General features: G+C 67.7%; 22 protein-coding genes. 14 read left to right on the top strand and 8 right to left on the bottom strand.

Annotation, left to right across the window (positions count from 1 at the left end; all coding sequences use genetic code 11):
- Window positions 1-216 precede the first annotated feature (216 nt).
- The 8 genes from CEW88_RS12770 to CEW88_RS12735 all read left to right on the top strand — a co-directional run bounded on the left by CEW88_RS12770 (window position 217) and on the right by CEW88_RS12735 (window position 8,271).
- Window positions 217-1,221: a TRAP transporter substrate-binding protein gene (locus CEW88_RS12770; RefSeq protein ID WP_108967330.1), complete on the top strand. Its 1,005-nt coding sequence runs from the start codon at window positions 217-219 to the stop codon at window positions 1,219-1,221.
- A gap of 106 nt (window positions 1,222-1,327) precedes the next feature.
- A complete protein-coding gene (locus tag CEW88_RS12765; RefSeq protein ID WP_108967328.1) occupies window positions 1,328-1,831 on the top strand; it encodes a TRAP transporter small permease in 504 nt (167 codons plus the stop codon).
- Window positions 1,825-3,105, top strand: coding sequence for a TRAP transporter large permease (locus CEW88_RS12760; protein ID WP_108967326.1), 1,281 nt, complete (start codon window positions 1,825-1,827; stop codon window positions 3,103-3,105). The genes CEW88_RS12765 and CEW88_RS12760 overlap by 7 nt, the downstream gene beginning before the upstream one ends.
- A gap of 82 nt (window positions 3,106-3,187) precedes the next feature.
- A complete protein-coding gene (gene gpmI / locus CEW88_RS12755) occupies window positions 3,188-4,705 on the top strand; it encodes a 2,3-bisphosphoglycerate-independent phosphoglycerate mutase (RefSeq protein ID WP_108967324.1) in 1,518 nt (505 codons plus the stop codon).
- On the top strand, window positions 4,702-5,814 hold the full coding sequence (locus tag CEW88_RS12750; protein ID WP_108967322.1) for a murein hydrolase activator EnvC family protein: 1,113 nt from the start codon (window positions 4,702-4,704) through the stop codon (window positions 5,812-5,814). The genes gpmI and CEW88_RS12750 overlap by 4 nt, the downstream gene beginning before the upstream one ends.
- A 7-nt stretch (window positions 5,815-5,821) precedes the next feature.
- The gene (locus tag CEW88_RS12745; RefSeq protein WP_108967320.1) at window positions 5,822-7,186 is read left to right on the top strand and encodes a S41 family peptidase; all 1,365 of its coding nucleotides are present in this window, start codon (window positions 5,822-5,824) and stop codon (window positions 7,184-7,186) included.
- A gap of 165 nt (window positions 7,187-7,351) precedes the next feature.
- Window positions 7,352-7,834: an RNA pyrophosphohydrolase gene (locus CEW88_RS12740; protein WP_108967824.1), complete on the top strand. Its 483-nt coding sequence runs from the start codon at window positions 7,352-7,354 to the stop codon at window positions 7,832-7,834.
- The gene (locus CEW88_RS12735) at window positions 7,831-8,271 is read left to right on the top strand and encodes a hypothetical protein (RefSeq protein WP_108967318.1); all 441 of its coding nucleotides are present in this window, start codon (window positions 7,831-7,833) and stop codon (window positions 8,269-8,271) included. The genes CEW88_RS12740 and CEW88_RS12735 overlap by 4 nt, the downstream gene beginning before the upstream one ends.
- 6 nt (window positions 8,272-8,277) lie before the next feature.
- Here CEW88_RS12735 and CEW88_RS12730 read toward each other — a convergent pair whose 3' ends face one another.
- Both CEW88_RS12730 and CEW88_RS12725 read right to left on the bottom strand, forming a co-directional pair.
- Window positions 8,278-9,558: a lytic murein transglycosylase gene (locus CEW88_RS12730; RefSeq protein ID WP_108967316.1), complete on the bottom strand. Its 1,281-nt coding sequence runs from the start codon at window positions 9,556-9,558 to the stop codon at window positions 8,278-8,280.
- Window positions 9,559-9,678: 120 nt separating this feature from the next.
- Window positions 9,679-10,386: a helix-turn-helix transcriptional regulator gene (locus CEW88_RS12725; protein WP_108967314.1), complete on the bottom strand. Its 708-nt coding sequence runs from the start codon at window positions 10,384-10,386 to the stop codon at window positions 9,679-9,681.
- A 105-nt stretch (window positions 10,387-10,491) separates the two neighbouring features.
- Here CEW88_RS12725 and CEW88_RS12720 point away from each other — a divergent pair, with 105 nt between their 5' ends.
- Window positions 10,492-11,202, top strand: coding sequence for a glutathione S-transferase family protein (locus CEW88_RS12720; RefSeq protein WP_108967312.1), 711 nt, complete (start codon window positions 10,492-10,494; stop codon window positions 11,200-11,202).
- Here CEW88_RS12720 and rnr read toward each other — a convergent pair.
- Entirely contained in the window at window positions 11,174-13,510 is a 2,337-nt protein-coding gene (gene rnr, locus CEW88_RS12715; RefSeq protein ID WP_108967310.1) for a ribonuclease R, read from the bottom strand. The genes CEW88_RS12720 and rnr overlap by 29 nt on opposite strands.
- 238 nt (window positions 13,511-13,748) lie before the next feature.
- On the opposite strand from rnr, the gene dapE reads away from it, so the two are divergent.
- From dapE to CEW88_RS12695, 4 genes are all read left to right on the top strand, one after another.
- Window positions 13,749-14,891, top strand: a complete 1,143-nt coding sequence (dapE, locus tag CEW88_RS12710) for a succinyl-diaminopimelate desuccinylase (RefSeq protein ID WP_108967308.1) — start codon at window positions 13,749-13,751, stop codon at window positions 14,889-14,891.
- 290 nt (window positions 14,892-15,181) lie between these two features.
- Window positions 15,182-16,363 carry an aminotransferase class I/II-fold pyridoxal phosphate-dependent enzyme gene (locus tag CEW88_RS12705; RefSeq protein WP_108967306.1) on the top strand — a complete coding sequence of 394 codons (1,182 nt, stop codon included), beginning with the start codon at window positions 15,182-15,184 and terminating at the stop codon, window positions 16,361-16,363.
- 21 nt (window positions 16,364-16,384) lie between these two features.
- Complete coding sequence (locus tag CEW88_RS12700; RefSeq protein WP_108967304.1) at window positions 16,385-19,786, top strand: DNA translocase FtsK; 3,402 nt, start codon at window positions 16,385-16,387, stop codon at window positions 19,784-19,786.
- A gap of 295 nt (window positions 19,787-20,081) precedes the next feature.
- Window positions 20,082-20,663 carry a LolA family protein gene (locus CEW88_RS12695; RefSeq protein WP_108967302.1) on the top strand — a complete coding sequence of 194 codons (582 nt, stop codon included), beginning with the start codon at window positions 20,082-20,084 and terminating at the stop codon, window positions 20,661-20,663.
- A gap of 84 nt (window positions 20,664-20,747) precedes the next feature.
- Here the strand turns inward: CEW88_RS12695 and CEW88_RS12690 are convergent, their stop codons facing one another.
- A complete protein-coding gene (locus tag CEW88_RS12690) occupies window positions 20,748-21,344 on the bottom strand; it encodes a lytic transglycosylase (RefSeq protein WP_108967300.1) in 597 nt (198 codons plus the stop codon).
- A 222-nt stretch (window positions 21,345-21,566) separates the two neighbouring features.
- Here CEW88_RS12690 and hspQ point away from each other — a divergent pair, with 222 nt between their 5' ends.
- Window positions 21,567-21,893, top strand: a complete 327-nt coding sequence (hspQ, locus tag CEW88_RS12685) for a heat shock protein HspQ (protein WP_108967822.1) — start codon at window positions 21,567-21,569, stop codon at window positions 21,891-21,893.
- A gap of 61 nt (window positions 21,894-21,954) precedes the next feature.
- On the opposite strand, the gene CEW88_RS12680 is transcribed toward hspQ, so the two are convergent.
- Genes CEW88_RS12680 through CEW88_RS12665 form a run of 4 tightly spaced genes read right to left on the bottom strand, consistent with a single transcriptional unit; the run spans window position 21,955 to window position 25,878 of the window.
- Window positions 21,955-22,998 carry a threonine aldolase family protein gene (locus tag CEW88_RS12680; protein WP_108967298.1) on the bottom strand — a complete coding sequence of 348 codons (1,044 nt, stop codon included), beginning with the start codon at window positions 22,996-22,998 and terminating at the stop codon, window positions 21,955-21,957.
- The gene (locus tag CEW88_RS12675; protein WP_108967296.1) at window positions 22,998-23,468 is read right to left on the bottom strand and encodes a YcgN family cysteine cluster protein; all 471 of its coding nucleotides are present in this window, start codon (window positions 23,466-23,468) and stop codon (window positions 22,998-23,000) included. Before CEW88_RS12675 ends, CEW88_RS12680 begins: the two co-directional genes overlap by 1 nt.
- Window positions 23,465-24,397, bottom strand: a complete 933-nt coding sequence (locus CEW88_RS12670; RefSeq protein ID WP_108967294.1) for a bifunctional riboflavin kinase/FAD synthetase — start codon at window positions 24,395-24,397, stop codon at window positions 23,465-23,467. Before CEW88_RS12670 ends, CEW88_RS12675 begins: the two co-directional genes overlap by 4 nt.
- 11 nt (window positions 24,398-24,408) lie before the next feature.
- The gene (locus CEW88_RS12665) at window positions 24,409-25,878 is read right to left on the bottom strand and encodes a PLP-dependent aminotransferase family protein (protein ID WP_108967292.1); all 1,470 of its coding nucleotides are present in this window, start codon (window positions 25,876-25,878) and stop codon (window positions 24,409-24,411) included.
- Between the last annotated feature and the right edge of the window lie 29 nt (window positions 25,879-25,907).

Here is a 25,907-nt window from a genome sequence, read left to right as displayed (position 1 = left end):
CCGTTAAACATGAGCGGGCCGCTTTTTTCTGCCCGGCTTCCGCGGCAGCCGGGGGAGCGATCGTAGGACCGCGCCCTGCTCTGACCCTGCAGGCGGGGCTGCACGCTCAAGAAACAGGCTGATGCATCGGGACCGCCTTCCGTATAGGCGGTTCGCTTTGACTTGCACCCCGCGCCGCCGATAGCTAGTGGCGTTGAAAATTCTGGAGTACCCCGCATGGTCATGACCCGCATTGCCGGCGCCGCGCTTGCGCTCGCGCTTTCCTTCGCATCTGGCACCGCTTCGGCGCAGGAGTTCGTGGCCAAGATCGGCCATCTTGAAAGCACGGCGCAGAGCCGCCACGTGCACCTCGAGAAGGTCGCCGAGCTGGTCAAAGAGCGCACCGAAGGCGCGGTCGAGCTGCAGATCTTCCCGCAGGGCCAGCTGGGCAACCAGCGCCAGATGAACGAGGGCGTGCAGCTCGGCACCATCGAGGGCACCGTCGCCCCGGCCGCCTTCCTTGGCGGCTTCAACCCGGCGGTGTCGATCCTCGACATCCCCTACCTTATCCCCGAGGACGCCGCCGAGGCGCAGGCGCTGCGCGAGGGCCCCTTCGGCCAGGCGTTGCTGGACACCTTCGCGGACAAGGGCATGGTCGCGTTGATGCTCTGGCCGAATGGCAAGAAGCAGTTCACCTCGAACAAGCCGCTCGACAACCTCGCCGCCTTTGCCGACCAGAAGTTCCGGGTGATGGACAGCTCGATCCTCATCGAGCAGTTCAACGCGCTGGGCGCCTCGGCCATCGCGCTGCCCTTCGGCGAGCTCTACACCTCGCTGCAGACCGGCGTCGTGGACGGCGAGGAGAACCCGCTCGATACCATCAAGAACATGAAGTTCTACGAGGTGCAGGAGAACCTAGTGATCTCGGATCACGGCGCGATGGAAGACGTGGTTCTGTTCAACCCGATGTTCTGGGAGAGCCTGCCGGCCGAGTATCAGGACGTGATCAAGGGCGCCTTCGCCGAGGTCATCCCCGATCTGACCGCCCACAAGGCCGCCGCCGTCGAAGAGGCGCTGCAAGTGATCAAGGACTCGGGGACCAACGTCCGCGTCGCCTCGCCCGAAGAGCGTGCAGAGCTGCGCGAGCTGACCTGGGGCCCGGCCTCGGAAGCCTATGTCGCCATGGCCGGTGAAACCGGCAAGGCGCTGCTAGACGCCTACGAGACGGCCACCGCCAAATAAGTCCGCGCCCCGAGGGCGACCTGACTTACCAAGACCTTACAGGGCGCCCGGTTCTCCGGGCGCCTCTTTGCAAGACGCCGCCCGACCGCTGATCCGGAGACCGCCCATGACATTCCTCAACTTGCTGCGAAGGGTCGAGCGCACGATTCTCGTGGTGCTGTTCCTGACCATGGTGGCGCTGTTCTTCGGCTCGGTGGTTGTGCGGGAATTCGGCGGCACGATGGCCAGCCGCTTTGCCTGGATCGAGGAAGCGGTGCGGCTGATGAACCTTTTCCTGGTCTTCCTCGCGCTCGGCCTCGCGCTGGAGCGCGGCAAGCACGTGGGCATCACCAACCTGCGCGACAAGCTGCCCGAACCCGCGCGGCGCTGGCTCTTGCGGGTCATCGACACGGTGGGGCTGCTCTTTTCGCTCTACGTGGCGTGGCTGGGCGTGCAGATGGTTGAGTTCGTGCTCAAATCCGGCCAGACCTCGCCGACGCTGGGGATCCCCATGGGGCTGATCTATCTGGCGCCAGTCATCGGCTTCCTGCTGCTGGCGCTGCGCTACGGGCTGAGCCTCTTCGGCGTCATCGACCGCTTCGCGGCGCAGGCGGAGGCCGAGCGATGCTGATCCTGATCGTCCTCCTCGCCGCGCTGCTGCTGCTTGCCGGTTTAGAGATGCTGCTGGTGCTGGGCGTGCCCGCGCTGGCTTACAAGGAGCTCTTCTACGCCAGGCTGCCGGACCCGGCGATCGTGCAGAAGATCGTCGGCGGCATAGACCACACGACGCTGCTGGCCATCCCCTTCTTCATTTTCGCAGCAAACCTCATGGGGGCGGGGCAGATTGCCGCGCAGCTGGTCAACGTGGTGAAGGCGCTGGTCGGCCATACCCGGGGCGGCATCGGACACGTGGTGGTCGGCGGCTCGATGGCCTTTGGCGCGGTGTCGGGCTCGGCCCCGGCGACGGTCGCGGCGATGGGCCGGATGGTCTACCCCGAGATGCGCCGGGCCGGCTACTCGGACAAGTTCAGCCTTGGCCTGCTGGTGGCCAGCGCCGAAACCTCGCTGCTGATCCCGCCGTCGATCACGCTCATCGTTTACGGCTGGATGACCGGCACCTCGATCTCGCGGCTCTTTGCCGGCGGGCTCGCGGTGGGGCTGGTGCTTGGCCTGGCCTTCGCGCTCTTTGTCTGGCTCGAGGCCGGCAAGGGCGGGGTGACCCGCGAGCCGCGCGTGGCGTGGTCCGAACGTCTGCGGGCCATCTGGCAGGCGAAATGGGCGCTCGGGATGCCGGTCATCATCCTTGGCGGCATCTATTCCGGCGTCATCACCCCCACCGAGGCGGCGGCGGTCAGCGTGGTCTATGCGATCGTCGTCGAGGCCTTCATCCTGCGCAGCCTGACGTGGAACGACCTGTTCAAGATCACCGAGCGCAGCGCGATCAACACCGCGATCATCTTCGTGCTCTTGGCGATGGGCGGGCTGATCTCCTTCTTCGTGACGCTGGCGCAGGTGCCGAACTCGATCATCGGCCTTCTGGAGTCGGTGGATGCGGGCTGGATTACCTTCCTGATGGTGGCCAACCTCTGCTTCTTCGTCGCGGGCATGTTTATCGACCCGAACTCGGCGCTATTGGTGCTGGTGCCGCCGCTCTTCCCGGTCGCGCAGTCGCTGGGGATTGACCCGGTGCACTTCGGCATGATCGTCACGCTGAACATCTCGCTGGGGATGATCACGCCGCCCTTCGGGCTGGATATCTTCGTGGCCTCCTCGACGCTGGGCAAGCCGGTGTCGCAGATCATTGCCGGGGTCTGGCCCTTTGTTGTGGTCAACATCCTTGTGCTGCTACTGATCACCTACCTGCCACAGATTTCCCTTCTGATCCCGAAACTGATCTTCGGGTGAGGCCGGCGCGCGGCGGCCCTCCACATCGCCGCGCCGCCCTGCTACACCTGCGACAACCTCGCGAGAAAAAGGGCGTTTGAGCATGACCACTCCGAAACCCGTTGTCCTGACCATCCTCGACGGCTGGGGCCTGCGAGACGAGACGGCGTACAACGCCCCGGCGCTGGCCAAGACCCCCACGATGGACAGGCTCTACGCCACATGCCCGCATGCCACGCTGGTCACCTTCGGGCCCGAGGTCGGCCTGCCGAGCGGCCAGATGGGCAATTCGGAAGTGGGCCACACCAACATCGGCGCGGGCCGGGTGGTGGCGATGGATCTGGGCCAGATCGACCTCGCGATCGAGGACGGCTCCTTCTTCAAGAACGAGGCGATCCTCGACTTCGCTGCCAAGGTGAAGGCGGCGGGCGGTCGCGCGCACCTGATGGGCCTCGTCTCGGACGGCGGCGTGCACGGTCACATCACCCACATCAAGGCTGCGGTGAAGTTGCTGGTGGAGCAGGGTCTGGACGTGGTGCTGCACGCGATCACCGATGGCCGCGACGTGGCGCCAAAGTCGGGTGAAGGCTTCGTGAAGGATCTTGACGAAAGCCTGCCCGAGGGCGCCAGCATCGGCACCGTCATCGGTCGCTACTACGCCATGGACCGCGACAATCGCTGGGAGCGGGTGCAGACGGCCTATGAGGCGATGGTGGGCGGGAAGGGCGAAACCGCCCCCGACGCGGTCACCGCCGTTGCCCAGAGCTACGCCAATGACAAGACCGACGAGTTCATCCCGGCGACCGTGATCGGCGGCTACGAGGGGCTGACGTCAGGCGACGGTTTCTTCTGCCTCAACTTCCGCGCCGACCGGGCGCGCGAGATCCTCGCGGCCATCGGCGCGCCGGACTTCGACGGGTTCGAGCGCGAGAAGCCCGAGCTTTCGGCGCTGCTCGGCATGGTCGAATACTCGGACAAGCACAACACCTACATGACCACCGCCTATCCCAAGCGGGTGATCGTCAACACGCTGGGCGAATGGGTGGCCAAGCACGGGCTCACGCAGTTCCGCCTCGCCGAGACCGAGAAATATCCGCATGTCACCTTCTTCCTGAACGGTGGCAAGGAGACGCCTGAGGAAGGCGAGGACCGCTTCATGCCCAAGTCGCCCAAGGTGGCGACCTACGACCTGCAGCCCGAGATGTCCGAACCCGAGGTCGCCGAGCGCTTCGTCGCGGCGATCGAGAAGGGCTATGACCTCATCGTCACCAATTTCGCCAACCCCGACATGGTCGGTCACACCGGCGATCTCGACGCGGCAATCAAGGCCTGCGAGGCGGTGGACGACGGGCTCGGCAAGGTGGTCGCGGCGCTCGAGAAGGTCGGCGGCGCCATGGTGGTCATCGCGGACCACGGCAATTGCGAGACCATGTGGGACGACGAGACGAACGGGCCTCACACCGCGCATACGACCAACCCGGTGCCGGTGATCCTTTTCGGCGGACCCGAAGGCGCGACGGTGCATGACGGCATCCTCGCCGATGTCGCTCCGACGCTGCTGCAGCTGATGAACCTGCCGCCGCCCGAGGAGATGACCGGGACGAGCCTGATCGACGAATGAGAGCCGCCGCGCTGATCCTTTGCCTGATGGCGGGTCCGGCGCTGGCGCAGGCCCCGGGCGAGGCTGCCCGTGCCGCGGCGCGGGCGCTGGAAGCGGCTTCTGTGCAATTGGGGCGGGCGGACACGGCGCGCGACCGCGTCAAGGCGCTGACCCGCACTGTCGAAGCCTATGAGGACGGGCTTGCCGCCCTGCGCGACGGGCTCCGGGACGCGGCCGTGCGCGAGACCGAGCTGAGCCGCCGCCTTGCCGCGCAGGAGGGCGAGGTGGCGCAGCTTCTTGGCGTGCTGTCGAGCCTCGGCAGCTCGGCGGCGCCCGAGGCGCTGCTGCATCCGGCGGGGCCCGTCGGCTCGGCGCGGGCGGGCATGCTGCTGTCGGCGGTGACGCCGGGATTGGCGCAGGAGGCGCGCCAACTGCGCTCCGACCTCGACGAGGTGGCGCAGCTGCGGACCCTGCAGGAAAGCGCCGCCCAAACCCTGCGCGAGGGGCTGGCCGGTGTGCAGGCCGCGCGCACCGAGCTCAGTCAGGCGGTGGCCGACCGCACCGACCTGCCGATGCGTTTCACCGAGGACCCGGTGCGCACCGCGATCCTCATCTCGGCCACAGAGACGCTGGAGGGCTTTGCCTCCGGCCTGTCGAACATCTCGCAGGGCGAGGCGCCGAACCGGCTGCCACCCGTGGATGCGCGGCGCGGTAGCCTGCCGATGCCGGTGCGCGGGCAGGTGCTGCGCGCGGCGGGCGAGGCGGATGCCGCCGGGGTCTCACGTCCCGGCATCGTGATCGCCACGCTGCCGCAGGCCATCGTCACCACGCCCACTGCCGCCACCGTGCGCTACTCCGGCCCGCTGCTCGATTATGGCCTCGTGACCATTCTCGAGCCGCAGCCGGATTTGCTCATCGTCCTCGCGGGGCTGGACGAGACCTATGCGGCGACGGGGGAAATCCTTTCCGAGGGCGCGCCCGTCGGGCTGATGGGAGATGCAGCAGGCGACGGGGCGTCACCGTCACGTGAAGGTTCCGGCGCTGGACGCACGGAGACCCTGTATATAGAGGTAAGAGAGGGCGACGCGCCCGTGGACCCGCTAGAATGGTTCGCCAGCGACAAGGGATGATCTGAGGATGAACAAGTTTCTGATGGCCGCACTGGGCGGCACCGTGGCAGGCGTGGTGGCGACGACGCAGTTCGTCGGCCCGCTGCTGGCCCAGGAAGCCGAGAAGAACACCAGCGTCTACGAACAGCTCGACCTCTTCGGCGATATCTTCGAGCGCATCCGTGCGCAATACGTCTCGGAGGTGGACGACAAGAAGCTGATCGAGGCTGCCATCAACGGCATGCTCACCTCTCTCGACCCGCATTCGAGCTACCTTCCGCCAGACGATGCCGCCGACATGCGTGTGCAGACACGCGGCGAATTCGGCGGGCTTGGCATCGAGGTCACCCAGGAAGACGGCTTCGTCAAGGTCGTCTCGCCGATGGACGGCACCCCCGCCGCCGAGGCCGGCGTGCAGGCCGGGGATTTCATCACCCACGTCGACGGCGAGTCGGTGTTGGGTCTGAACCTCGACGAGGCGGTGGACAAGATGCGCGGGCCGGTCGGCTCGGAGATCGTGATCACCGTGGTGCGTGAAGGCGAGGAAGAGCCCCTCGAAATCTCAATCATCCGCGACACGATCACCCTCACCGCCGTGCGCACCCGCCGCGAGGGCGACACCGTTGTGCTGCGCGTGACCACCTTCAACGACCAGACCTTCCCCAACCTCGAAGAGGGGCTGGCCAAGGAGGTCGAGGCCGCGGGGGGCATCGACAAGATCAACGGCATCGTGCTCGACCTGCGCAACAACCCGGGCGGCCTTCTGACCCAGGCGATCAAGGTCGCCGACGCCTTCCTCGACAAGGGCGAGATCGTCTCGACCCGGGGCCGCAACGCCGCCGATGGCGAGCGCTACAATGCCACCGAGGGCGACCTGTCGGACGGCAAGCCGATCGTGGTGCTGATCAACGGCGGCTCGGCCTCGGCGTCCGAGATCGTCGCCGGTGCGCTGAAGGATCACCACCGCGCCGTCGTCGTGGGCACCAAGAGCTTCGGCAAGGGCTCGGTGCAGACCGTCATGCCGCTGCGGGGCGACGGCGCGATGCGCCTGACCACTGCGCGCTACTACACCCCCTCGGGCCGCTCGATCCAGGCGCTCGGCGTCTCGCCCGACATCGTCGTCGAGCAGCGTCCGCCCGAGCCGGAGAGTGAAGAGGACACCGTGCCCGGCTTCGGCCGCTCCGAGGCCGACCTGCGCGGCGCGCTGGACAACGACAGCCTGACCGAGGACGAGGTCCGCCAGATTGAAGAGGACCGCGCCAAGGCCGAGGAAGCCGCCAAGTTGCGCCAGGACGACTACCAGCTGGCCTATGCGATCGACATCCTCAAGGGCCTCAGCGTTCTCGGCGACGAGCAGGCGCTCATGCAGCAGGCGCAGGCGACCGACAAATAAGGTTTCCGGGTTTCCGGGACTGGCAAAGGCGCGTCCCGCAGGGCGCGCCTTTTTCCGTGGGGGGCTTCCAGTGGCTTCGCCTCGTGGCCAGACGGGTCGTCCCTTCCAAAATTCCTGAACCGGCGCTAGCGTGCGACGCAAACCAAGGAGCCTCCGATGAAGACCATGACCCCCGAAGAAATCGCCGCGCTGCCCTATCGCCGCAACGTCGGCGTGATGCTGGTCAACGCCGCCGGGCACGTCTTCGTCGGCCAGCGGCTCGACAGCGAGGTGCCCGCCTGGCAGATGCCGCAGGGCGGGATCGACGAGGGCGAGACGCCGCAGGAGGCCGCCCTGCGCGAGCTCGAGGAAGAGATCGGCGTCAGCCCCTCGCTGGTCACCGTCGAGGCCGAGACCGAGGGCTGGCTCTGCTATGATCTGCCGCACGACATCGTGCCGCGCATCTGGAAGGGCCGCTACAAGGGGCAGGAGCAGAAGTGGTACCTGCTGCGCTTCCACGGCGAGGATGCGCAGGTGAACATCCAGACCGAGCACCCCGAGTTCTCGGAATGGTGCTGGCTGCCGGCGGATGAGGTTCTGGGCCAGATCGTGCCCTTCAAGCGCCCCGTTTACGAGCAGGTGATGGCCGCCTTCCGGGAGAAGCTGTGATCCGTACCGCGTTCCTGTTTCTCGTTCTGTTGCTTGGTGTGGCCAGTCCGGCCTTTGCGCTCAAGTGCCTGCCGCCGGACGTGGCGCGCGACGTGCGCGCGGCGAAGTCCGAGCAGACCGAGTGGATCGCGGTGAACGGCATGCTCGAGACCGGACCGGTGCCGCGCAGTTCGGGCGAAGTGCCCGCGCGCTTCTGGGGCTGGGCATTGGGGCGGGCGGGCTTCGACCGCCCCTTCGACCAGCGCATCACCCTGCGCGTTTCCTGCTACGGCCCATGGTGCGGCGAGGCCCGGACCGGCCCCATGGCGGCGCTGCTGAAGCGCGAGGAGGGCCGGCTTGTGCTGATCGCCGACCCCTGCAACGCCAACCGCTGGCCCGGTCCCAGCGCCCGCCAGGTGAGGGCGCTGGTGAAGAGCTGCGGCGCGGGGTGCCGCTGAACCGCCTCAGCGCAACCGGTGCAGCACCTCGAGCGAGGCATAGCCGTCCGGCACCACGCCCACCGCACGCTGGTAGTCCCGCAGCGCCTTGATCGTGTTCGGCCCGATGCGCCCGTCGACCCCCGAGGGATCGAAACCCGCCTGCCTCAGCCGCACCTGAAGCTCCTTGCGCTCGTCGCTGGTCAGCGCGCGCTCGTCATCGGGCCAACTGGCGCGGATCGGCGCGCCGCCCATGATCCGGTCGGCCAGGTGCCCGACCCCGATCACATAGGCGTCGGCGGCGTTGTAGCGCGAGATCACCTTGAAGTTCTTGAAGGTCAGGAAGGCCGCGCCCCTGTGTCCCGCCGGCAGCAGCAGCCGGGCCGAGCCGAAGTCCTGTACCGGACGTCCGTCCATGCCGACCACGCCGAGCCGGGCCCAATCCGAGGGCATGCGGCCCGTGCTGCCCGCCAGCTCGTAGTCGAAGCCGCGCGGCAGCTGTACCTCGACCCCCCAGGGCTGACCGTGAATCCAGCCGTTCTCGGCAAGGTAATGCGCCGTCGAGGCCAGCGCGTCGGCGGGGTTGTCCGACCAGATGTCGCGCTTGCCGTCGCCGGTCCAGTCCACTGCCAGCGCCCGGTAGGAGGAGGGAATGAACTGCGTATGGCCCATCGCCCCGGCCCAGCTGCCGGTCATGTGCTCGGGGCTGGTGTCGCCGTTCTGGATTATGTGCAGCGCGTCGATCAGCTGACCCTCGAAGAAAGAGCCCCGCCGCGAGCCAAAAGCCAGCGTCGCCAGCGCCGGGATCACCGGATGCGTGCCTCGATGGCTGCCATAGGCGCTTTCCATGCCCCAGATCGCCAGCACCACTTGCCGGTCGACGCCGTAGCGCGCCTCGATCTGGCGCAGAAGCTGGTCATGCTGCGCCAGCGCCGCTCGGCCGTTCTCGATGCGCGTGTCCGAGACCGCCGAGCCGAGGTAGGCCCAGAGTGTCTTGGTAAACTCCGCCTGATTGTTGATCTTGTGCAGCGCGTCCGTGTCGAGCGTGACGTTGCGAAGCGAAACGTCGAGGGTGCGCTCGCTGATCCCCTCGGCGCGGGCACGCGCGCGGAAGCTGGTGAGCCAGCGGGCGAACTCCTGCTGCACCTCGCTGGCGGGGACCACCTGCGCGGGCTCCGCCGCGACAAAGGCGAGAGGGCGCAGCGCCGGGCGCTGCGAGATCACCGGGGCGGTGAAGTCGTCTAGGCGGTCTGCCGACGCCTGCGTGGCCATCAGGCACAGCGCGAGGCCGGAAAGGCTCCGTTTCATCTGGGGTCACCTACTGCTCGTGTTCTTGTTGACCGGAAGGCTACCGCGTGCGGGGCGTTTTGCGAAGGAGGGGCCGCGATCACATTTCACGCAATCGGCAAGAGATTGCGGACGGGGGGCTCACATCCGGATCGCGCAGCTGCTTCTCTCGGCCTCCATGCGCGCCATGAAGCCGCGCAGCATCGGCACGCGCTCGGGCCGGAAGGAGGTCTCCAGCACCTCCATCCCGACCATCCGGTCGAGCCGGAACGTGCGGTAGTCGGCGCGCAGCAGGCACCAGGCGATCAGGCAATGCGAATTGTCGAGCAGCAGCAGCGACAACGGCTTCACCTCGCGCTGCGTCGCCGCGCCCTGCGCGTCGCGGTAGTCGAAGCGGATGTGCCGCTCTTCTCGGCAGGCGCAGCGCAGCCGGGCGGCGTCGATGGTGGGCTCGGCAGGGGGCGAGAAACGATGGGCGGTCAGCACCGCGTGGCGCAGCTGGTGGGCCTGCCGCTCGGGCAGGCGGGCGCGCAGCTTTGCCAGCGCATTGCGCGCCGCATGGGCCAGCGCCGGATCGGCCAGCGCCTCGACTTCGCGCAGCCCCAGCACCAGCGCCTCGAGCTCGTCCTCGTCGAAGGACAGCGGCGGCAGGTGCGGGTCCTCTATGAGGGTGAAGCCATAACCGGCCTCGCCGTCGATCACCGCGCCGAGCCCGCGCAGAGACCCGATGTCACGATAGAGCGTGCGCTCCGACACCCCCGTCTCCTGCGCCAGCGTGGCGGCGGTGACGGGGGAGGGCAGGCGGCGCATGGCCTGCATGAGCTGGAAGAGGCGTTCGGTCCGGGACATGGCCGTATCATCCTGCACCGTCCTGACAGATTTCGGCAAGAGCGCCGGCTAGGGTCCGAGGCGCCGGCACTTCCTTCCCTCCAAGTCCCGAAAAGGACCCATTCCATGCTGACCCTGATTTCTCTACCGCCCGCCCTCGGCGAGCCGTCCAACAGTCCCTTCTGCGTGAAGGCGATGATCCTGCTGGAAATGTCCGGCCTCGACTGGCAGCCGCGATTCCTGCGGATACCCGAGGGGCCCTATGGCAAGTTGCCGGTCCTGGAGACGCCGCAGGGCGCGGTGCCCGACAGCGCGCTCATCCAGACTTGGCTGGAGGCGCAGGGGGCGGATGTTTTCCCCGGCTTCGACGGTGCCGCGCGCGGCATGGCCCATGCGGTGATGCACTTGGCCGAGGACAGCCTGCGGCTGCAGCTGGTGCACGACCGCTGGCTCGATGCCCGCGTCTGGCCGCAGTTCTTCCCGCATGTGTTCAAGGACATGCCCGACGGGCTCGAGGCCAAGGTGCAGGAAAGCCAGCGGCAGGGCATGACGTGGCAGGGGATCGCGCGCTACTCGGAGGAGGACCGCTGCACGCTGGCGGAAATGGACCTCGATGCGCTGGTTTCCGTGCTTGGTGAGGGGCCGTGGCTTTTCGGCGCGCGGCCCTCGGCGGCGGATGCCTCTGTGCTACCAGTGCTGAGCATGATCGACCGGCTGCCCGGCGAGACCGCGCTGCGCGGAGCGCTCCGCGCGCGGCAGCCGCTGATGGACTACGTCGCGCGCGGTCTAGAGGCGCTCTACGCGCCGCTCAACGATCGGATTTACGTGTCCGGCTGACCTTGCGGGCGGTCTTGGCGTCCTTGGCGCGGGCCTGCACGTCCTTGCGGCGTGCGGGTCCCTTGCCCTTGCCGCCCTTGCCTTTCGGGCCGCCCTTGCCACCGGGGGTTTTCTTGAACCGCCCGTAGCCCGCGGGCTTGCGGTGGCGCGGCGCCTCGACCGCCTCGCCGGCAAGCTCCAGCAGTTCCAGCCCGATGCCGCCGGTCACCGGCGTCACGTCTACCAGCTTCACCCGCACCCGCAGGCCCAGCGTGATCAGCGTGCCGGTGTCGGCGCCCATCAGCGTGCCCGCGTCGCGGTCGAAGTGGAAGAACTCGTTGCCGAGGTTGCGGATCGGCACCAGCCCGTCGGCACCGCTCTCGTCGAGCTTCACGAAGACCCCGAACTTGGCGATGCCGCTGATCCGCCCGCCGAATTCCGCGCCGACGCGCTCCGACAGGTAGGCCGCGAGGTAGCGGTCGGTGGTGTCGCGCTCGGCCATCATCGAGCGCCGCTCGGTGTCCGAGATGTGCTCGGCGGTCTGCTGCAGCCGCTCGATGTCCTCCTGGCTCAGCCCGTCGTCGCCCCAACCGTGCGCGGTGATGAGGCCGCGGTGCACGATGAGGTCCGAATAGCGGCGGATCGGCGAGGTGAAATGCGCGTAGTTGCGCAGCGCCAGGCCGAAGTGGCCGAAGTTCTCGGGGTTGTAATAGGCCTGCGTCATAGAGCGCAGCGTGGCAAGGTTGATCAGCTCGGCATCCTCGCGCCCCGCGGCGTCGTGCAGCAGCTTGTTGAGATGCGCGGTCTTCAGCACCTGCCCCTTGGCCAGCGTCAGCCCCGAGGCCAGCGCGGTCTCGCGCAGCGCGTCAAGCTTTTCGGGCGGCGGCTCCTCGTGCACGCGGAAGAGCAGCGGCGTGCGCTTGGCGATCAGCGTCTCGGCGGCCGCCACGTTGGCGAGGATCATGAACTCCTCGATCAGCTTGTGCGCGTCGAGCCGGTCGACGAAGTTGACCGACGCCACGGTGCCATCCTCGGCCAGAACGATTTTGCGCTCGGGCAGTTCAAGATCGAGCGGCTGGCGCCGTTCGCGGGCGGCGCGCAGCGCGTTGTAGGCTGCGTAGAGCGGGCGGATCACATCCTCCAGAAGCGGCCCGGTCTTGTCGTTGGGTTGGCCGTCCATCGCCGCCTGCACCTCGGCGTAGTTCAGCGAGGCGGGCGAGCGCATCAACCCGCGCTGGAACTCATGCGAGCGCTTGTTGCCCTCGGCGTCGATCACCATGCGCACGGCGATGCAGGCGCGCGGCACGCCCTCGTGCAGCGAGCACAGGTCACCCGACAGCCGGTCGGGCAGCATCGGCACGACGCGGTCGGGGAAGTAGCTCGAGTTGCCGCGCTTCTTGGCCTCGCGGTCGAGCTGCGAGCCCGGCAGCACGTAATGCGCCACGTCGGCGATGGCGACCCATATGACATGGCCGCCGGGGTTCTTCGGATCCGTGTCGGGCTCGGCGAAGCAGGCGTCGTCGTGGTCGCGCGCGTCGGCGGGATCGATGGTCACCAGCGGCAGCTCGCGCAGGTCGGTGCGGCCCTTCAGGCCCGCGGGCTTCATCCGGTCGGCCTCTTCCAGCACCTTGGCCGGGAAGTCGTCGGGAATGCCGTGCTGGTGGATGGCGATGAGCGAGACCGCCTTGGGTTCCGACGGATCGCCAAGCCGCATCACGATGCGCGCCTTCGGCAGCCCCATGCGCGAGGCGCGCGGCCCGGCCTGTTCGGCCTCGACCAGCTCGCCATCCTTGGCGCCACCCATGGCATCGGGGGCCACCAGCCATTCCTTGTCGGCGCCCTTGTCGATCGGCACGATGCGCCCGCCCTCAGGGCCCTTGCGGAAGATGCCGACGATCTTGCGCGGGCTGACACCGATCTTGCGAATAAGCCGCGCCTCGTAGTTGTGGTCGGCCTCGTGCACCACCTGCAGCTTGGCAAGGATGCGGTCGCCCTCGCCGAGCGCCGGGTCGGACGCGCGCAGGACCAGCAGCACGATCGGCTCGACGCCCTCGCCGTGCCATTCCAGTGGCTGCGCGAAAAGATCACCATTCTCGTCCGGCGCCCTGACCTGCAGCACCGAGACCGGCGGCAGCCGGTCCGGGTCGCGGTAGGTCTTGTGGCGCTTCTCCAGGTGCCCCTCGGCCTCGAGCTCTTTGAGGATGCGCTTGAGGTCGATCCGCGCAGCGCCCTTGATGCCAAAGGCCTTGGCGATGTCGCGTTTCGCGGTCTGGGTCGGGTGCGCGGTGATCCAGTCGAGGATCTCGGCTTTCGAAGGCAATTTGCTCATGCCGCAGCCGTAGCATGGGCGGCGGGCAGCGTCATCGCGATTCTCTCGCGGTCTCACCTCTGCGGCAACCGCCGGGTTTGCCGCCGCGCCCGCCTCTTCGCCTGGACATAAATAGCCCGGGGGAGCCGCGGCAGGCGGCGGGGGCAGAGCCCCCTTCTTCTCTTCGCCGCCGCCATCGCATTTGCACGCGCGCGCGCCGCGCGGTAGCCAAGGGCAAACCACGCCCGGAGATGCGCTCATGACCACCGATCCCGTTCAGCTTACAGCCGACCTCATCCGTTGCCCGTCGGTCACCCCCGAGGAGGGCGGCGCGCTGCTGCTGCTGCAGGGCCTGCTGGAAGCGGCGGGCTTTGCCTGCACCCGGGTCGATCGGGGTGGGGTGTCCAACCTCTTCGCCCGCTGGGGCGAGAAGGGCCACGCCAGCACCTTCGGTTTCAACGGTCACACTGACGTTGTGCCGGTGGGCGATCTCGCCGCCTGGACCGTCGATCCCTTCGGCGCCGAGGTGAAAGACGGCATCATGTACGGTCGCGGCGCGACCGACATGAAGTCGGGCGTCGCCGCCTTCGCCGCCGCGGCGGTGGACTTCGTGAAAGAGACCCCGCCCGAGGGCGCCATCGTCCTGACCATCACCGGCGACGAGGAGGGGGACGCGCTGGATGGCACCACGGCTCTGCTCGACTACATGGAGGCCGAGGGCGAGAAGATGTCGTTCTGCATCGTCGGCGAGCCGACCTGCCCCGAAGAGATGGGCGACATGATGAAGATCGGCCGCCGCGGCTCGATGAACGCGCATTTCAACATGACCGGCAAGCAGGGCCATTCGGCCTACTTGCACCGCGCGCTCAACCCGATGCCGGCCATGGCGCGGCTGATGGACCGGCTGTCGAGCCACGTGCTCGACGAGGGCACCGATCATTTCGACCCCTCGACGCTGGCGGTGGTGACCATCGACACCGGCAACCCGGCAACCAACGTCGTGCCGGCGCAAACCCGCGCCACCCTCAACATCCGCTTCAACGACACCCACAGCGGCGCCTCGCTCTCGGACTGGCTGCGCGCCGAGACGGCCAAGGTCGATGCCGAGTTCGGCACCCGCACCGAGCTGAAGATCAAGATCTCGGGCGAGGCCTTCCTGACCCCGCCGGGGCCGCTCTCGGACCTGGTGGCGAAATCGGTCGAGGCCGAGACCGGTCGCACCCCGGTGCTCTCGACCACCGGCGGCACCTCGGACGCGCGTTTTGTGCGGCACCACTGCCCGGTGGTCGAATTCGGCCTCGTTGGCAAGACGCTGCACCAGGTGGATGAGAACGTCGAAGTGGCGCAGATCACCCAGCTCAAGACCATCTACACCCGGATGCTGCGCGAGTATTTCGCCTGAGGCGGGAAGGGCCCGTCAAAGGCCGCGCCGGACCCGGTGCCCGGCGCGGGGAGCGGTGGGATTCGCTCCCTACCCATCCGGCCTCCGCCACGGCAGGGCCGCGCTAAGTCGCCGGGGTGACATTGGAATTCTCCCTGGCGCCGCCGCGCGCCAAAAATTTTGCGGCGCTGCGACATTCCTGCCACGCCCCCCGCGCAGCGTGGAGTTGCGGTAGACGAAGCCCGTTGCCTTGCGTATCCTCTGGCGCAAACGGGGCGCATACGATCCCGACTTACAGAGGCAGTATTGGCATGTTCCCCGAACGGTTTTCGAACCTTCCGGCTTACGCGTTTCCGCGCCTGCGGGCGTTGCTCGATTCCTTCGAGCCCGGCGGCGAGGTCATCCACATGACCATCGGCGAGCCGAAGCACGCCTTCCCGGCGTTCGTCGGCGAGGTGCTGGCCGAGTCGGTTCATGAGTTCGGCAAATACCCGCCCAACGAGGGCACACCGGAACTGCGCGCCACCATCGCCGCGTGGATCGCCCGCCGCTACGGTGTGACCGTCGATCCCGACACGCAGGTGAGCACGGTGAACGGCACCCGCGAGGGGCTCTACAATGCCGCCATGGCGCTCTGCCCGGAGACCAAGAACGGCCAGCAACCGCTGGTGGTGATGCCAAACCCCTTCTACCAGGTCTACGCAGTGGCCGGACTCTCGGTCGGCGCCGAGCCGGTCTATGTGAACGCGACCGAGGCGACCGGCCATCTGCCCGACATCGCGGGTCTGCCCGAGGACGTTCTCGCCCGCACTGCGCTGGTCTACCTTTGCTCGCCCGCCAACCCGCAGGGCGCCGTGGCCGACCAAGGCTACTGGCAGACGCTGATCGCGCTTGGCGAGAAACATGATTTCCAGATCCTCGCGGATGAGTGCTACTCCGAGATCTATCGCGGCGAGGCCCCAATGGGCGCGCTGCAGGTGGCGAGCGAAATGGGCGCCGATCCCGAGCGGGTGGTGATCTTCCACTCGCTGTCGAAGCGCTCGAACCTGCCCGGGCTGCGCTCGGGATTCGTGGCGGGCGGGCCCGAGAGCCTGCGCCGGATCAAGCAGCACCGGTCCTTTGCCGGCGCGCCGCTGCCCTTGCCCGTGCAGCGCGTGTCCGAGCGGGCCTGGGCCGACGAGACGCATGTGGAAGAGAACCGCGCCCTCTATCTCGAGAAGTTCGAGCTGGCGGACCGCATCTTCGGCAACGTGCCGGGCTATATGCCGCCGCAGGCGGGGTTCTTCCTCTGGCTGCCGGTCGAGGATGGCGAAGCCGCGGCGCTGAAGCTCTGGAAAGAGACCGGCGTGCGCGTGCTGCCGGGCGCCTACCTTTCGCGTGACACCGAGGCAGGAAATCCGGGGAAGGGGTTCCTGCGCGTGGCACTGGTGGCCCCCCGCGAGGAAACCGAACGCGGGCTGAGCCGGATCCGGGACTGCCTGTACGGGCAATAAGAAAAAACGACGAGGCGAGCGATGGCATATCAGGTGAAGGGGCGCGACCCGCTCTTCGACAGCAACATGCAGGCCGCGATCGAGAAGCGGGGCAGGGAGCTCGGCGGCATCGCCCTGATCGTTCTCGGCCTTCTGGCGGCTGCGATGATCGGGTCCTACACGCCGGACGATCCGTCGTGGCTCTCGGCTACCGACGCGCCGGTGCAGAACTGGCTCGGCCGGCTCGGCGCCTCGATCGCCGCGCCGCTTTTCATGATCGTCGGCCTCGGCAGCTGGGGGATCGCGCTGGTGCTGCTGGTCTGGGGCGTGCGCTTCGCCCTGCACCGCGGTGACGACCGCGCGCTCTCGCGCGTCGTCTTCGCGCCGATCTGGATCGCGCTGGCCTCGGTCTATGCCGCCGGGCTCACCACCGGCCCGGAATGGACCCACAGCTTCGGGCTCGGCGGGCTTTTCGGGGACATGATGATGGGCACGGCGCTCGGCATCCTGCCTCTGAGCGCGGGCTTCGGGCTGAAACTGCTGACCGTGCTTCTGGGCGTTGGCCTGCTCGCGCTGGGGGCTTTCGTTCTGGGCTTCACCAAGCTTGAATTGCAAAACGTTGCGCGGTTCCTGCTGGTCGGGCTGATCATGTCCTATGCCTCGCTGCTGAACCTGCTGGGCCGTGGGGCCGGCGGCGCGATGGCCGCCGCGCACAAGGCGCAGGCCGCCCATTCCGACCGCCGCGCCCGCCGCGCCGAGGAAGCCGCCGAGGCGGAGGCCTGGGCCGCCACGCGCTATGGCGACACCGAGCAGGCGCAGGACTACGACCCGCAAGACTATGATCCCGAGCCACCGGTGCAGGCGCCGCGCCCGGTCTCGCGGGTGCGCCGAGCCGCCCCGCCGCCGCTCGAGCTGGAACCCGAAGAGCCCGAGCTGCTCGACGAGGACGATGCCTATGCCTACGCGCAGATGCAGGCATGGGAGCAGGCCGCCGCACCGGCGCCCGCCCCCGCACCCACCCCGCGCCCGGCACCCGAGCCGGTGAAGAAGCCAGGCCTTCTGGCCCGCATCACCCGCCGGGTCGAGCCGGATCCCGAACCCTATTATGACGACGAGGTCGAGCTCTTGCCGATCGAACCCGACAATGGCGAGGACCGGATCCGCGCCAAGATCGCCCACGCGGTGAAGAGCCGCCGGCGTCCCTCCATGCCCTCCTTCGGCAGTTCGAGCCGCACCGAGGACCCTAGCAAGCCGCTGACCAAGGGCCGCGGCCGTGGCCCGGCGCCGCTGATCTACAAGCCGACGCAGCTCTTGCGCGCCGAGCCGCCGCTGACCGCCGCGCAAGCGGCGCAGGAACTGCCGCCCGAGCCGCCGCTCACCGCCTCGCGGGCCGTGCCGCCGGCGCCCGAGCACTTGGCCGCGCGGCAGGGCTATGCCCAGGCCTCGGGCCCCGCGCCCTTCACTCACGCCGAGGATCCCTATGACGCTCTGGCAGAGGCCGGTGCAGGCGCGCAGGGCTTCGATGACTACCGTGACTTTGACGATTACGGCGACGAGGCCGCTGCGGCCTATGGCGCGCAGCCCGTTCCGGCGGCCCGGCCCCGTGCCGAGGATCGCTACGCCGCGCAGCCGCTTGCCGAAGAAGATTTTGCCGAGGACGACTATTCGGACGATTTCACCTCCGACGGCGATGACGATGGCTACGGCGACGGCTACGTGGAGGCGGCGTCCCGCGACTACGACCTCGACGAGGAGGGCGACGAGGAGGATTACGTCCAGAGCTGGTCCAGCGATGGCGCCTCACGCCCGGACATTCCGGTCGCCCAGCCCCGCAAGGTGGTGCAGAAACCCGAGCCCAAGCCGATGCAGCCCTCGCGCCGCGCCCAGGCCGAGGCACAGCCGGCGCTGCATTTCACCGAGAACACCATCGACTACGAGCTGCCGCCGCTGCACCTCTTGGCCAGCGCAGAGAACATCGAGCGTCATGTGCTCTCGGATGAGGCGCTGGAAGAGAACGCGCGGATGCTGGAATCGGTGCTCGACGACTACGGCGTGAAGGGCGAGATCGTCTCGGTCCGCCCCGGTCCCGTGGTCACCATGTACGAGCTCGAGCCCGCGCCGGGCCTCAAGGCGAGCCGTGTCATAGGCCTCGCCGACGACATCGCGCGCTCGATGTCGGCGCTTTCGGCGCGCGTCTCGACCGTGCCGGGCCGCTCGGTGATCGGCATCGAACTTCCCAACGACAAGCGCGAGATGGTCTCGTTCCGCGAGATCCTCTCGAGCCGCGACTACGATAACGGCACGCAGCGCCTGCCGCTGGCGCTCGGCAAGGACATCGGCGGCGATCCGGTCGTGGCGAACCTCGCCAAGATGCCGCACCTGCTGATCGCCGGCACCACCGGCTCGGGCAAGTCGGTGGCGATCAACACGATGATCCTGTCGCTGCTCTACAAGCTGACCCCCGAGGATCTGCGGCTGGTGATGATCGACCCCAAGATGCTGGAACTGTCCGTCTACGACGGCATCCCGCACCTGCTGAGTCCCGTCGTCACCGACCCCAAGAAGGCCGTCGTGGCGCTCAAGTGGGTGGTGGGCGAGATGGAAGACCGCTACCGCAAGATGTCAAAGATGGGCGTGCGCAACATCGACGGCTACAACGGGCGCGTCGCCGAGGCGCTGAAGAAGGGCGAGATGTTCAAGCGCACCGTCCAGACCGGCTTCGACGACGAGACCGGCGAGCCGGTGTTCGAGACGGAGGAGTTCGAGCCGCGCAAGATGCCCTACATCGTCGTCATCGTCGACGAGATGGCCGACCTGATGATGGTCGCGGGCAAGGAGATCGAGGCCTGCATCCAGCGCCTCGCGCAGATGGCCCGTGCCTCGGGTATTCACCTGATCATGGCCACGCAGCGCCCCTCGGTGGACGTGATCACCGGCACCATCAAGGCCAACTTCCCGACCCGGATCTCCTTCCAGGTGACCTCGAAGATCGACAGCCGCACCATCCTCGGCGAGATGGGCGCCGAGCAGCTGCTGGGCATGGGCGACATGCTCTACATGGCTGGCGGCGCGCGCATCACCCGCTGCCACGGTCCTTTTGTGAGCGACGAAGAGGTCGAGGAGGTGGTGAACCACCTCAAGGCCTTCGGCCCGCCCGAATACGTCAACGGCGTGGTGCAGGGCCCGGACGACGAGAAGGCCGAGAATATCGACGCGGTGCTGGGTCTCAACACCGGTGGCAACACCGACGGCGAGGATGCGCTCTACGACCAGGCGGTGGCCATAGTCGTCAAGGACCGCAAGTGCTCGACGTCCTACATCCAGCGCAAGCTCGGCATCGGCTACAACAAGGCCGCGCGTCTGGTGGAGCAGATGGAGGACGAGGGCGTCGTCTCGTCGGCCAACCACGTCGGCAAGCGCGAGATCCTCGTCCCCGAGCAGTGAGTTCTGTCCCGGCGCCACGCCTGTGGCCCCTCAGGGACCTGCGTATCTGAAAAGAGAAGAGGCCCGGGAGCGCGCGCTCCCGGGCCTCTTCTTCTATGTGCGCCTACCCCCGGGAAGCGCCCGCAGGGCGGGGCCGGAGTCCCCCGTCTTGCGCGGAGCTGCGCCACCGGGCCGAGGCGGGGGCTTTGATCGCCCCGTCTCAAGCCCTAGATAGGCTTCAACGCCTGCGTGATATCGCATAGCCGCGACGCGGTGTGCGACAGTCGGGCAGACCACGGCCAGAAGGACCTGAAGAATGATCCGCACTCTCATCGCCGCGCTCACGGCGCTGGTGCTCACCACGCTGCCGGCGGCGGCGCAGAAGCTCTCGCTGGGCGAGGTGTCCCAGTACCTGAACTCGATCCAGTCCGCGAAAGGACAGTTCACCCAGATCAACGGCGACGGCTCGATCTCGACCGGCACGATCTCGATCAAGCGCCCGGGCAAGGTGCGCTTCGAATACAATCCGCCGGACCAGGCGCTCGTGCTGGCCTGGGCGGGGGCGGTCTATGTCTTTGACAAGAAGCTGGGCGGGCAGCCCGAAACCTACCCGCTGAGCCAGACACCGCTGTCGATCATCCTCGACCGCAACGTCAACCTCGGCCGCGCAGGCATGGTGACCGGTCACGGATATGACGGCACCGCCACCACGGTGACCGCGCAGGACCCGCAGCATCCGGATCGCGGCTCGATCCAGATGAAGTTCACCGCGAACCCGGTGCAGCTGCGGCAATGGGTGATCACCGATGGCAATGGCGCCAAGACCACCGTCGTGCTCGGCGCGCTGAGCAATGCGCAGCTGCCGAACTCCGTCTTCGACGTGAATCGGGTGAAATAAGGCGGCCCCAGGGGCCCCGCATCATCGCCAAGACGCAGAAGGCCGGGCGCAGGGCCCGGCCTTTCGCGTTTCCTTGGCGCTGGCTCACCAGCGGCGCGCCTGCCGGCAATTGGCCAGCTGCACCTCGTAGACCACGGCGCGGTTGCCCACGTCCTCGGCCACGCGCAGCAGCCAGGACTTGCTGTTGTAGGTCCCGCGCGAGAAGCCGCCCCGGCCCTCGTGATAGGCAAGGTATTGGTTGCGTGCGTCGCGCAGACTGATTCCCAGCCGATCGCGGCTGCCGGCCATGTACCAGCCCATGAAATCCGTCGCGTCGCGGATGTCGTCGCGGTCGGCGCGCCAGCGGCCGGTTTCCTCGAGGTATTCGTCCCAGGTGCCGTCCAGCGCCTGGCTGTACCCGAAGGCCGAGCTTTGCCGGCCATAGGGAATCACCCCGAGCGCATAGCGGAACGGGGTCCGCGCGTCCGAGATGAATTTGCTTTCCTGATAGATCGTCGCCATCTGCACATGCACCGGCACACCCCATTTGCGCTCCGCGTCGCGGAACGCGCGGATATACTGGGGTCGCTCACGTATGATGGCGCATGCGTCTTCAAGATTGTTCGGGGCGCGGCCTGCACCGCCGCCTCCGCAGGACGCGGCCAACAACACCAGCGTCGCCGCGCGAAGCCATCTGCTCATCTGCCTCTCGCTTTTTTCTGCTCTTCTGGAAGTCTTTTTGCCTTTTGTTGACAGGGATTTTACCGCAAAGCCACCCGCGTTGGAATCACAATTCCTTCACCTCGGGTCGGCGGATCTCTGCCATACTGTCGGCCCGGTGTTCACAGTGTGTTTCCTCCGATGCCCGGCAAGGCATTGGACTTATTGCCGCAAAAATGTCAAAAATTGTTCTCAGAGGTGAACATGCACACAGCGCGCGCGAAATATCATCTGGGCCAGGTCGTCCGCCATCGCAAGCACCCGTTCCGCGGCGTGGTCTTCGATGTCGACCCAGAGTTCAGCAATACCGAGGAGTGGTATGAGGCCATTCCCGAGGAGTCGCGCCCGCGCCGTGAGCAACCGTTCTACCACCTCCTGGCCGAGAACGAGCAGAGCTTCTACGTGGCTTACGTGTCGGAGCAGAACCTGGTCGCAGATTATTCCGGCGAGCCGGTCGAGCACCCGGACATTCCCGACCTCTTCGGTGCCTTTGTCGACGGCAGCTACGAGTTGCACTTCCAGATGAACTGAAGGGCAAGAGCCTTGGAAGGCTCTTGCCGATGTCTTCTAAGGAATTTCGACCGCGCCGGGGTCAGGCAGCGTCCCGCAGCAGGTCGAGGAAAGCGCTCACATCCGCGGGTTGCAGCGACCAGTCGCAGACCAGCCGGCCGGTGAGCAGCTCAGCATCGTCGCCCTCCAGATCGCCCGACGGGTAGTAGACCGCCCCGGCCTCCAGGACCTTGCGGTGCGCCGCGCGCGGCATCTCGAAAAAGATCATGTTGGCATGGGTGTCGTTGTGCACCGTCAGCCCCAGCCCCTTGAGACCCTGCAGCAGCTGATCGCAGCGCGCATTGGCCTTCTCCGCCAGCTCTTTCCAGAGGTCCCCCGCGAGGTAGGCGTCCATCTGCGCCGCCAGATAGCGGTGCTTGGAGAAGAGATGCGCGCCGCGCTTGCGGCGATACTCGAATTCCTCGGCCTTGGCGGGATCGAAGATCACCACCGCCTCGACGCCCATCAGCCCGTTCTTGGTGCCGCCGAAGACGCAGATGTCGACGCCGGACTTCCAGCTCATTTCGGCCGGGGTGGCGCCGAGCTTCACCGCGGCATTGGCAAAGCGCGCGCCGTCGAGGTGCACCGGCAGGCCGTACTCGCGGGCCACGGCGGTCAGCGCACGCAGCTCGTCGAGCGTGTAGTAGTTGCCCTTCTCGGTGAGCTGGGTGATCGACACCGGGCCGCGCTTCGGCCCGTGCACGCCGCGGTTGCCTTCGCCCTCGATCGCCGCGCGCAGCGCCTCGGGGGTCATGCGGTCGCCGCCCTTGACCAGCGTCAGCTTGGCCCCGCCGGAGTAGAACTCGGGCGCGTTGCACTCGTCCTCGTGGATGTGGGCGACCGGCGAACAGAAGACCGTGCCATAGGGCGGGCAGAGCGTTGCCAGCGCCAGCGAATTCGCCGCGGTGCCGGTGGGTACCAGGTAGACGGCCGCCTCGGGGGCCTCGAAGAGATCGCGGATGCGCTCCGCCACCTGCACAGACAGCGCGTCCGACCCGTAGCCCGAGGTGTGGCCCTCGTTGGCGCGGGTCAGCGCCTCGAGCACCTGCGGAGGGATGGGGCCGGAATTGTCGGAGGCAAAGAACATCAGGTGGGCTCCTCGATAATGTAATCTTCCCAGTCGTCCTCGCCGACCTCGAACTCGGGCACGGTGCGGCCACGCATGGACACGCCGGCGGCATGGACGCTCTCGGGGTCGCCCGAGCTCAGCGGGTGCCAGTCGAAGAGCGGCTTGCCCTGCCACAGCCGCCGATAGGCGCAGGTCTCGGGCATCCAGTAGGCGTGTTCGTCGATATTGTCGGGGCGCAGGACGATGCATTCCGGCACGAATTGGTGCCGGATCTCGTAGTTGGAGCAGAGGCAGGACTCGTCGTCGAGCAGGCGGCAGGACACGCAGGTCAGCGCAACCTCGCCGGTTTCCTCGTCCTCGAGCTTGTTGAGGCAGCACTTGCCGCAGCCGTCGCAGAGCGCCTCCCACTCCTTGTCATTGAGCTTGGAGAGCGGCTTCTTTTCCCAGAAGCGCGGGGTGAGCCCCTTGCGGTCGATGTGGTCGGTCATAGGGCGTCCAAAATACGGCGGGCCTCGGCGCTGTCGCAGTCCATCTGGGAGATCAGAGCCTCGAGCCCGTCGAACTTCATCTCGGGGCGGAGGAACTCGACCAGCCCGACCGACAGAACCGCGCCGTAGAGATCGCCGGAGAAATCGAAGAGGAAGGTTTCAAGGTTGGCGCTGTTCTCGCCGAACATCGGGCGTACGCCCAGCGAGGCGACGCCGTGGTAGCTGCCCTTGTGCGGGCCGGTCAGCACGTCCACCAGCACGGCATAGACGCCGTAGCGCGGCGGGTGCAGCCCGTCGATGCTCATGTTGGCGGTGGGATAGCCGAGGGTCCGGCCAAGCTGGTGGCCGCCGACCACCTCGCCCTCGATCCGGTGCCAGTGGCCGAGCTGCGCCTTGGCCGCGCGCGGATCGCCGTCCGACAGCGCCCGGCGGATCGCGGTCGAGCTGATCTCGCCGCCCGCGGTGCCAAGGAGCTCGGCCACGGTGACGCCGAAGCCCATGTCTTCGCCGAAGCGCTGCAGGTCCGCGACCCGGCCCGCGCGGCCCTTGCCGAAACAGAAGTCGGCGCCGACCACCACATGGCTGAGGCCAAGCCCGTCCACCAGCACCTCGCGGGCGAACTGTTCGGGGGTGAGCGCGGCCAGTGCGGCGTCGAAGGGCAGCTCGTAGAGCCGCTCGACGCCCAGCTTTTCCAGCCGCGAGGCGCGCGCCTTGGCGGACATCAGCCGGAAGGGCGGGGCATCGGGGGCGAAGAACTCACGCGGATGCGGCTCGAAGGTCAGCACGCCGAAAGGGGCGCCTCCGGCCTTTTCACGGGCCAGCTCGATCACCGCGCGATGACCGATGTGCACGCCATCGAAATTGCCGATGGCGACGCTGGCGCCGCGGTCGCGACGCTCGGTTGACTGGTAATCCCGGATGGTCCGCATGGGGCAAAGCCCTAGCCTCGACTGCGGGGACGTGCAAGCGCCTGTGCGATGTGCTGCAACCCCTCGGCGATGCGCTCCGAGGGGATGGAACTGTAGCCGAGGCGGTAGAAATTCCGCCGCCCGTCTCCACGCTGGAAGAAGGGCGCACCGGGCTCGATCAGCACGCTTTCGCGCTGCAACGTCGCGCAAAGCTCGGCGGTATCGACGTCCTCGGGGGCGCGCATCCAGAACGACGAGCCGCCGTGCGCGGCGACGCCCGCCACCTCTAGCCCATTTCGGGCGATCTCGGCCTCCATCACCTGCCGCCGCTGCCCCAGCGCGCGGCCGATTCGCCGGACCAGGCTGTCGTAGTGGCCAAGGCTCAGAAAATGGGCAGCGGTGCGCTGGATGTGCCCCGGCGGGTGGCGCAGCACCGAGGCGCGCAGGGCGCGTGCCTCGCGGATGAAGGGCTCGGCGCCGACGAGATAGCCGAGCCGCAGCCCCGGAAAGAGCGACTTCGAGAAGCTGCCGACGTAGACGACCCGGCCGTCGCCATCGAGGCTCTTCAGCGCCGGGGTGGGCGGCTGCAGGTAGGCCATCTCGAACTCGTAGTCATCCTCGACGATCACCGCTTCGAGCGCGCGCGCCCGGTCCAGCAGCGCGCGCCGCCGCTCCAGCGGCAGGGTGGCGCCGCTCGGGCACTGGTGGCTGGGGGTGGTGAAGATCACGTCGGTGCCCTCGGGCACCGCCTCGGGTGGCAGGCCCTGCGCGTCTACAGAAACCGCCGAGAGCGCGCAGCCGGTCTGACCGAGCAGCACCCGCAGCGCCGGGTAGCACGGGTCCTCCACCGCCGCCCGCCGCCCCGGCGAGAGCAGGATCTGGCTTGCCAGCCAGAGCGCGTTCTGCGCGCCAAGGGTGATCAGGATCTCCTCGGGCCTGGCCTGGATGCCGCGCCGGGGCAGGGTCTGGCGGGCAAGGAACTCCACCAGCTGCGGATCGTCCCGGTCGTAATAATCCTGGGTCAGCGCGCCGAAGTCGCGTGCCCCCAGCGCCTGCACCGCGCAAAGTCGCCAGTTGGCGTGATCAAAGAGCTTCGGATCGGCTTGGCCGTAGATGAAAGGGAATCGGTAGCTGGCCCAGTCGGACGGTCGCACGGGCACCGCCCCCGCCGCGAAGCGCCGCCCCATGGCGCGCTGCCAGTCGACCCGCTCGGCCCGCGGCGTCTCGGGAAAGTCCGGCGGCTCCGGGGCGCCTTCGGAGATGTAATAGCCCGAACGGTCACGCGAGGTGAGGTAGTCCGAGGCCTGCAGCTCGGTATAGGCCAGCGAGACGGTGATCCGGCTGACCCCGAGATGCGCCGCCAGCCGCCGGGTGGAGGGCATCTTCTCGCCGCGCCTAAACCTGCCCGAGAGCACGCCCTCGGCCACCATCTGCTGGATCCGTGCCTGCAGCGTGCCCTGATCGCCGGGGCGCAGAAAGAAGGTCTCGACCGGGATTGCCATCTGGGCACTCTATCCTGCGCGTCGGAGAG

Source organism: Alloyangia pacifica (assembly GCF_003111685.1).
GTDB lineage: Bacteria > Pseudomonadota > Alphaproteobacteria > Rhodobacterales > Rhodobacteraceae > Salipiger > Salipiger pacificus_A.
The sequence above is the reverse complement of the archived record's forward strand: the minus strand, read 5'-3'. Positions and strand labels throughout refer to the sequence as shown.

Bases quoted from the DNA above. Each gene is read 5' to 3' on its own strand.
- CEW88_RS12770 (WP_108967330.1), top strand. From the start codon at position 217: ATGGTCATGACCCGCATTGCCGGCGCCGCGCTTGCGCTCGCGCTTTCC.
- CEW88_RS12765 (WP_108967328.1), top strand. From the start codon at position 1,328: ATGACATTCCTCAACTTGCTGCGAAGGGTCGAGCGCACGATTCTCGTG.
- CEW88_RS12760 (WP_108967326.1), top strand. From the start codon at position 1,825: ATGCTGATCCTGATCGTCCTCCTCGCCGCGCTGCTGCTGCTTGCCGGT.
- gpmI (WP_108967324.1), top strand. From the start codon at position 3,188: ATGACCACTCCGAAACCCGTTGTCCTGACCATCCTCGACGGCTGGGGC.
- CEW88_RS12750 (WP_108967322.1), top strand. From the start codon at position 4,702: ATGAGAGCCGCCGCGCTGATCCTTTGCCTGATGGCGGGTCCGGCGCTG.
- CEW88_RS12745 (WP_108967320.1), top strand. From the start codon at position 5,822: ATGAACAAGTTTCTGATGGCCGCACTGGGCGGCACCGTGGCAGGCGTG.
- CEW88_RS12740 (WP_108967824.1), top strand. From the start codon at position 7,352: ATGACCCCCGAAGAAATCGCCGCGCTGCCCTATCGCCGCAACGTCGGC.
- CEW88_RS12730 (WP_108967316.1), bottom strand. From the start codon at position 9,558: ATGAAACGGAGCCTTTCCGGCCTCGCGCTGTGCCTGATGGCCACGCAG.
- CEW88_RS12725 (WP_108967314.1), bottom strand. From the start codon at position 10,386: ATGTCCCGGACCGAACGCCTCTTCCAGCTCATGCAGGCCATGCGCCGC.
- CEW88_RS12720 (WP_108967312.1), top strand. From the start codon at position 10,492: ATGCTGACCCTGATTTCTCTACCGCCCGCCCTCGGCGAGCCGTCCAAC.
- rnr (WP_108967310.1), bottom strand. From the start codon at position 13,510: ATGAGCAAATTGCCTTCGAAAGCCGAGATCCTCGACTGGATCACCGCG.
- dapE (WP_108967308.1), top strand. From the start codon at position 13,749: ATGACCACCGATCCCGTTCAGCTTACAGCCGACCTCATCCGTTGCCCG.
- CEW88_RS12705 (WP_108967306.1), top strand. From the start codon at position 15,182: ATGTTCCCCGAACGGTTTTCGAACCTTCCGGCTTACGCGTTTCCGCGC.
- CEW88_RS12700 (WP_108967304.1), top strand. From the start codon at position 16,385: ATGGCATATCAGGTGAAGGGGCGCGACCCGCTCTTCGACAGCAACATG.
- CEW88_RS12695 (WP_108967302.1), top strand. From the start codon at position 20,082: ATGATCCGCACTCTCATCGCCGCGCTCACGGCGCTGGTGCTCACCACG.
- CEW88_RS12690 (WP_108967300.1), bottom strand. From the start codon at position 21,344: ATGAGCAGATGGCTTCGCGCGGCGACGCTGGTGTTGTTGGCCGCGTCC.
- hspQ (WP_108967822.1), top strand. From the start codon at position 21,567: ATGCACACAGCGCGCGCGAAATATCATCTGGGCCAGGTCGTCCGCCAT.
- CEW88_RS12680 (WP_108967298.1), bottom strand. From the start codon at position 22,998: ATGTTCTTTGCCTCCGACAATTCCGGCCCCATCCCTCCGCAGGTGCTC.
- CEW88_RS12675 (WP_108967296.1), bottom strand. From the start codon at position 23,468: ATGACCGACCACATCGACCGCAAGGGGCTCACCCCGCGCTTCTGGGAA.
- CEW88_RS12670 (WP_108967294.1), bottom strand. From the start codon at position 24,397: ATGCGGACCATCCGGGATTACCAGTCAACCGAGCGTCGCGACCGCGGC.
- CEW88_RS12665 (WP_108967292.1), bottom strand. From the start codon at position 25,878: ATGGCAATCCCGGTCGAGACCTTCTTTCTGCGCCCCGGCGATCAGGGC.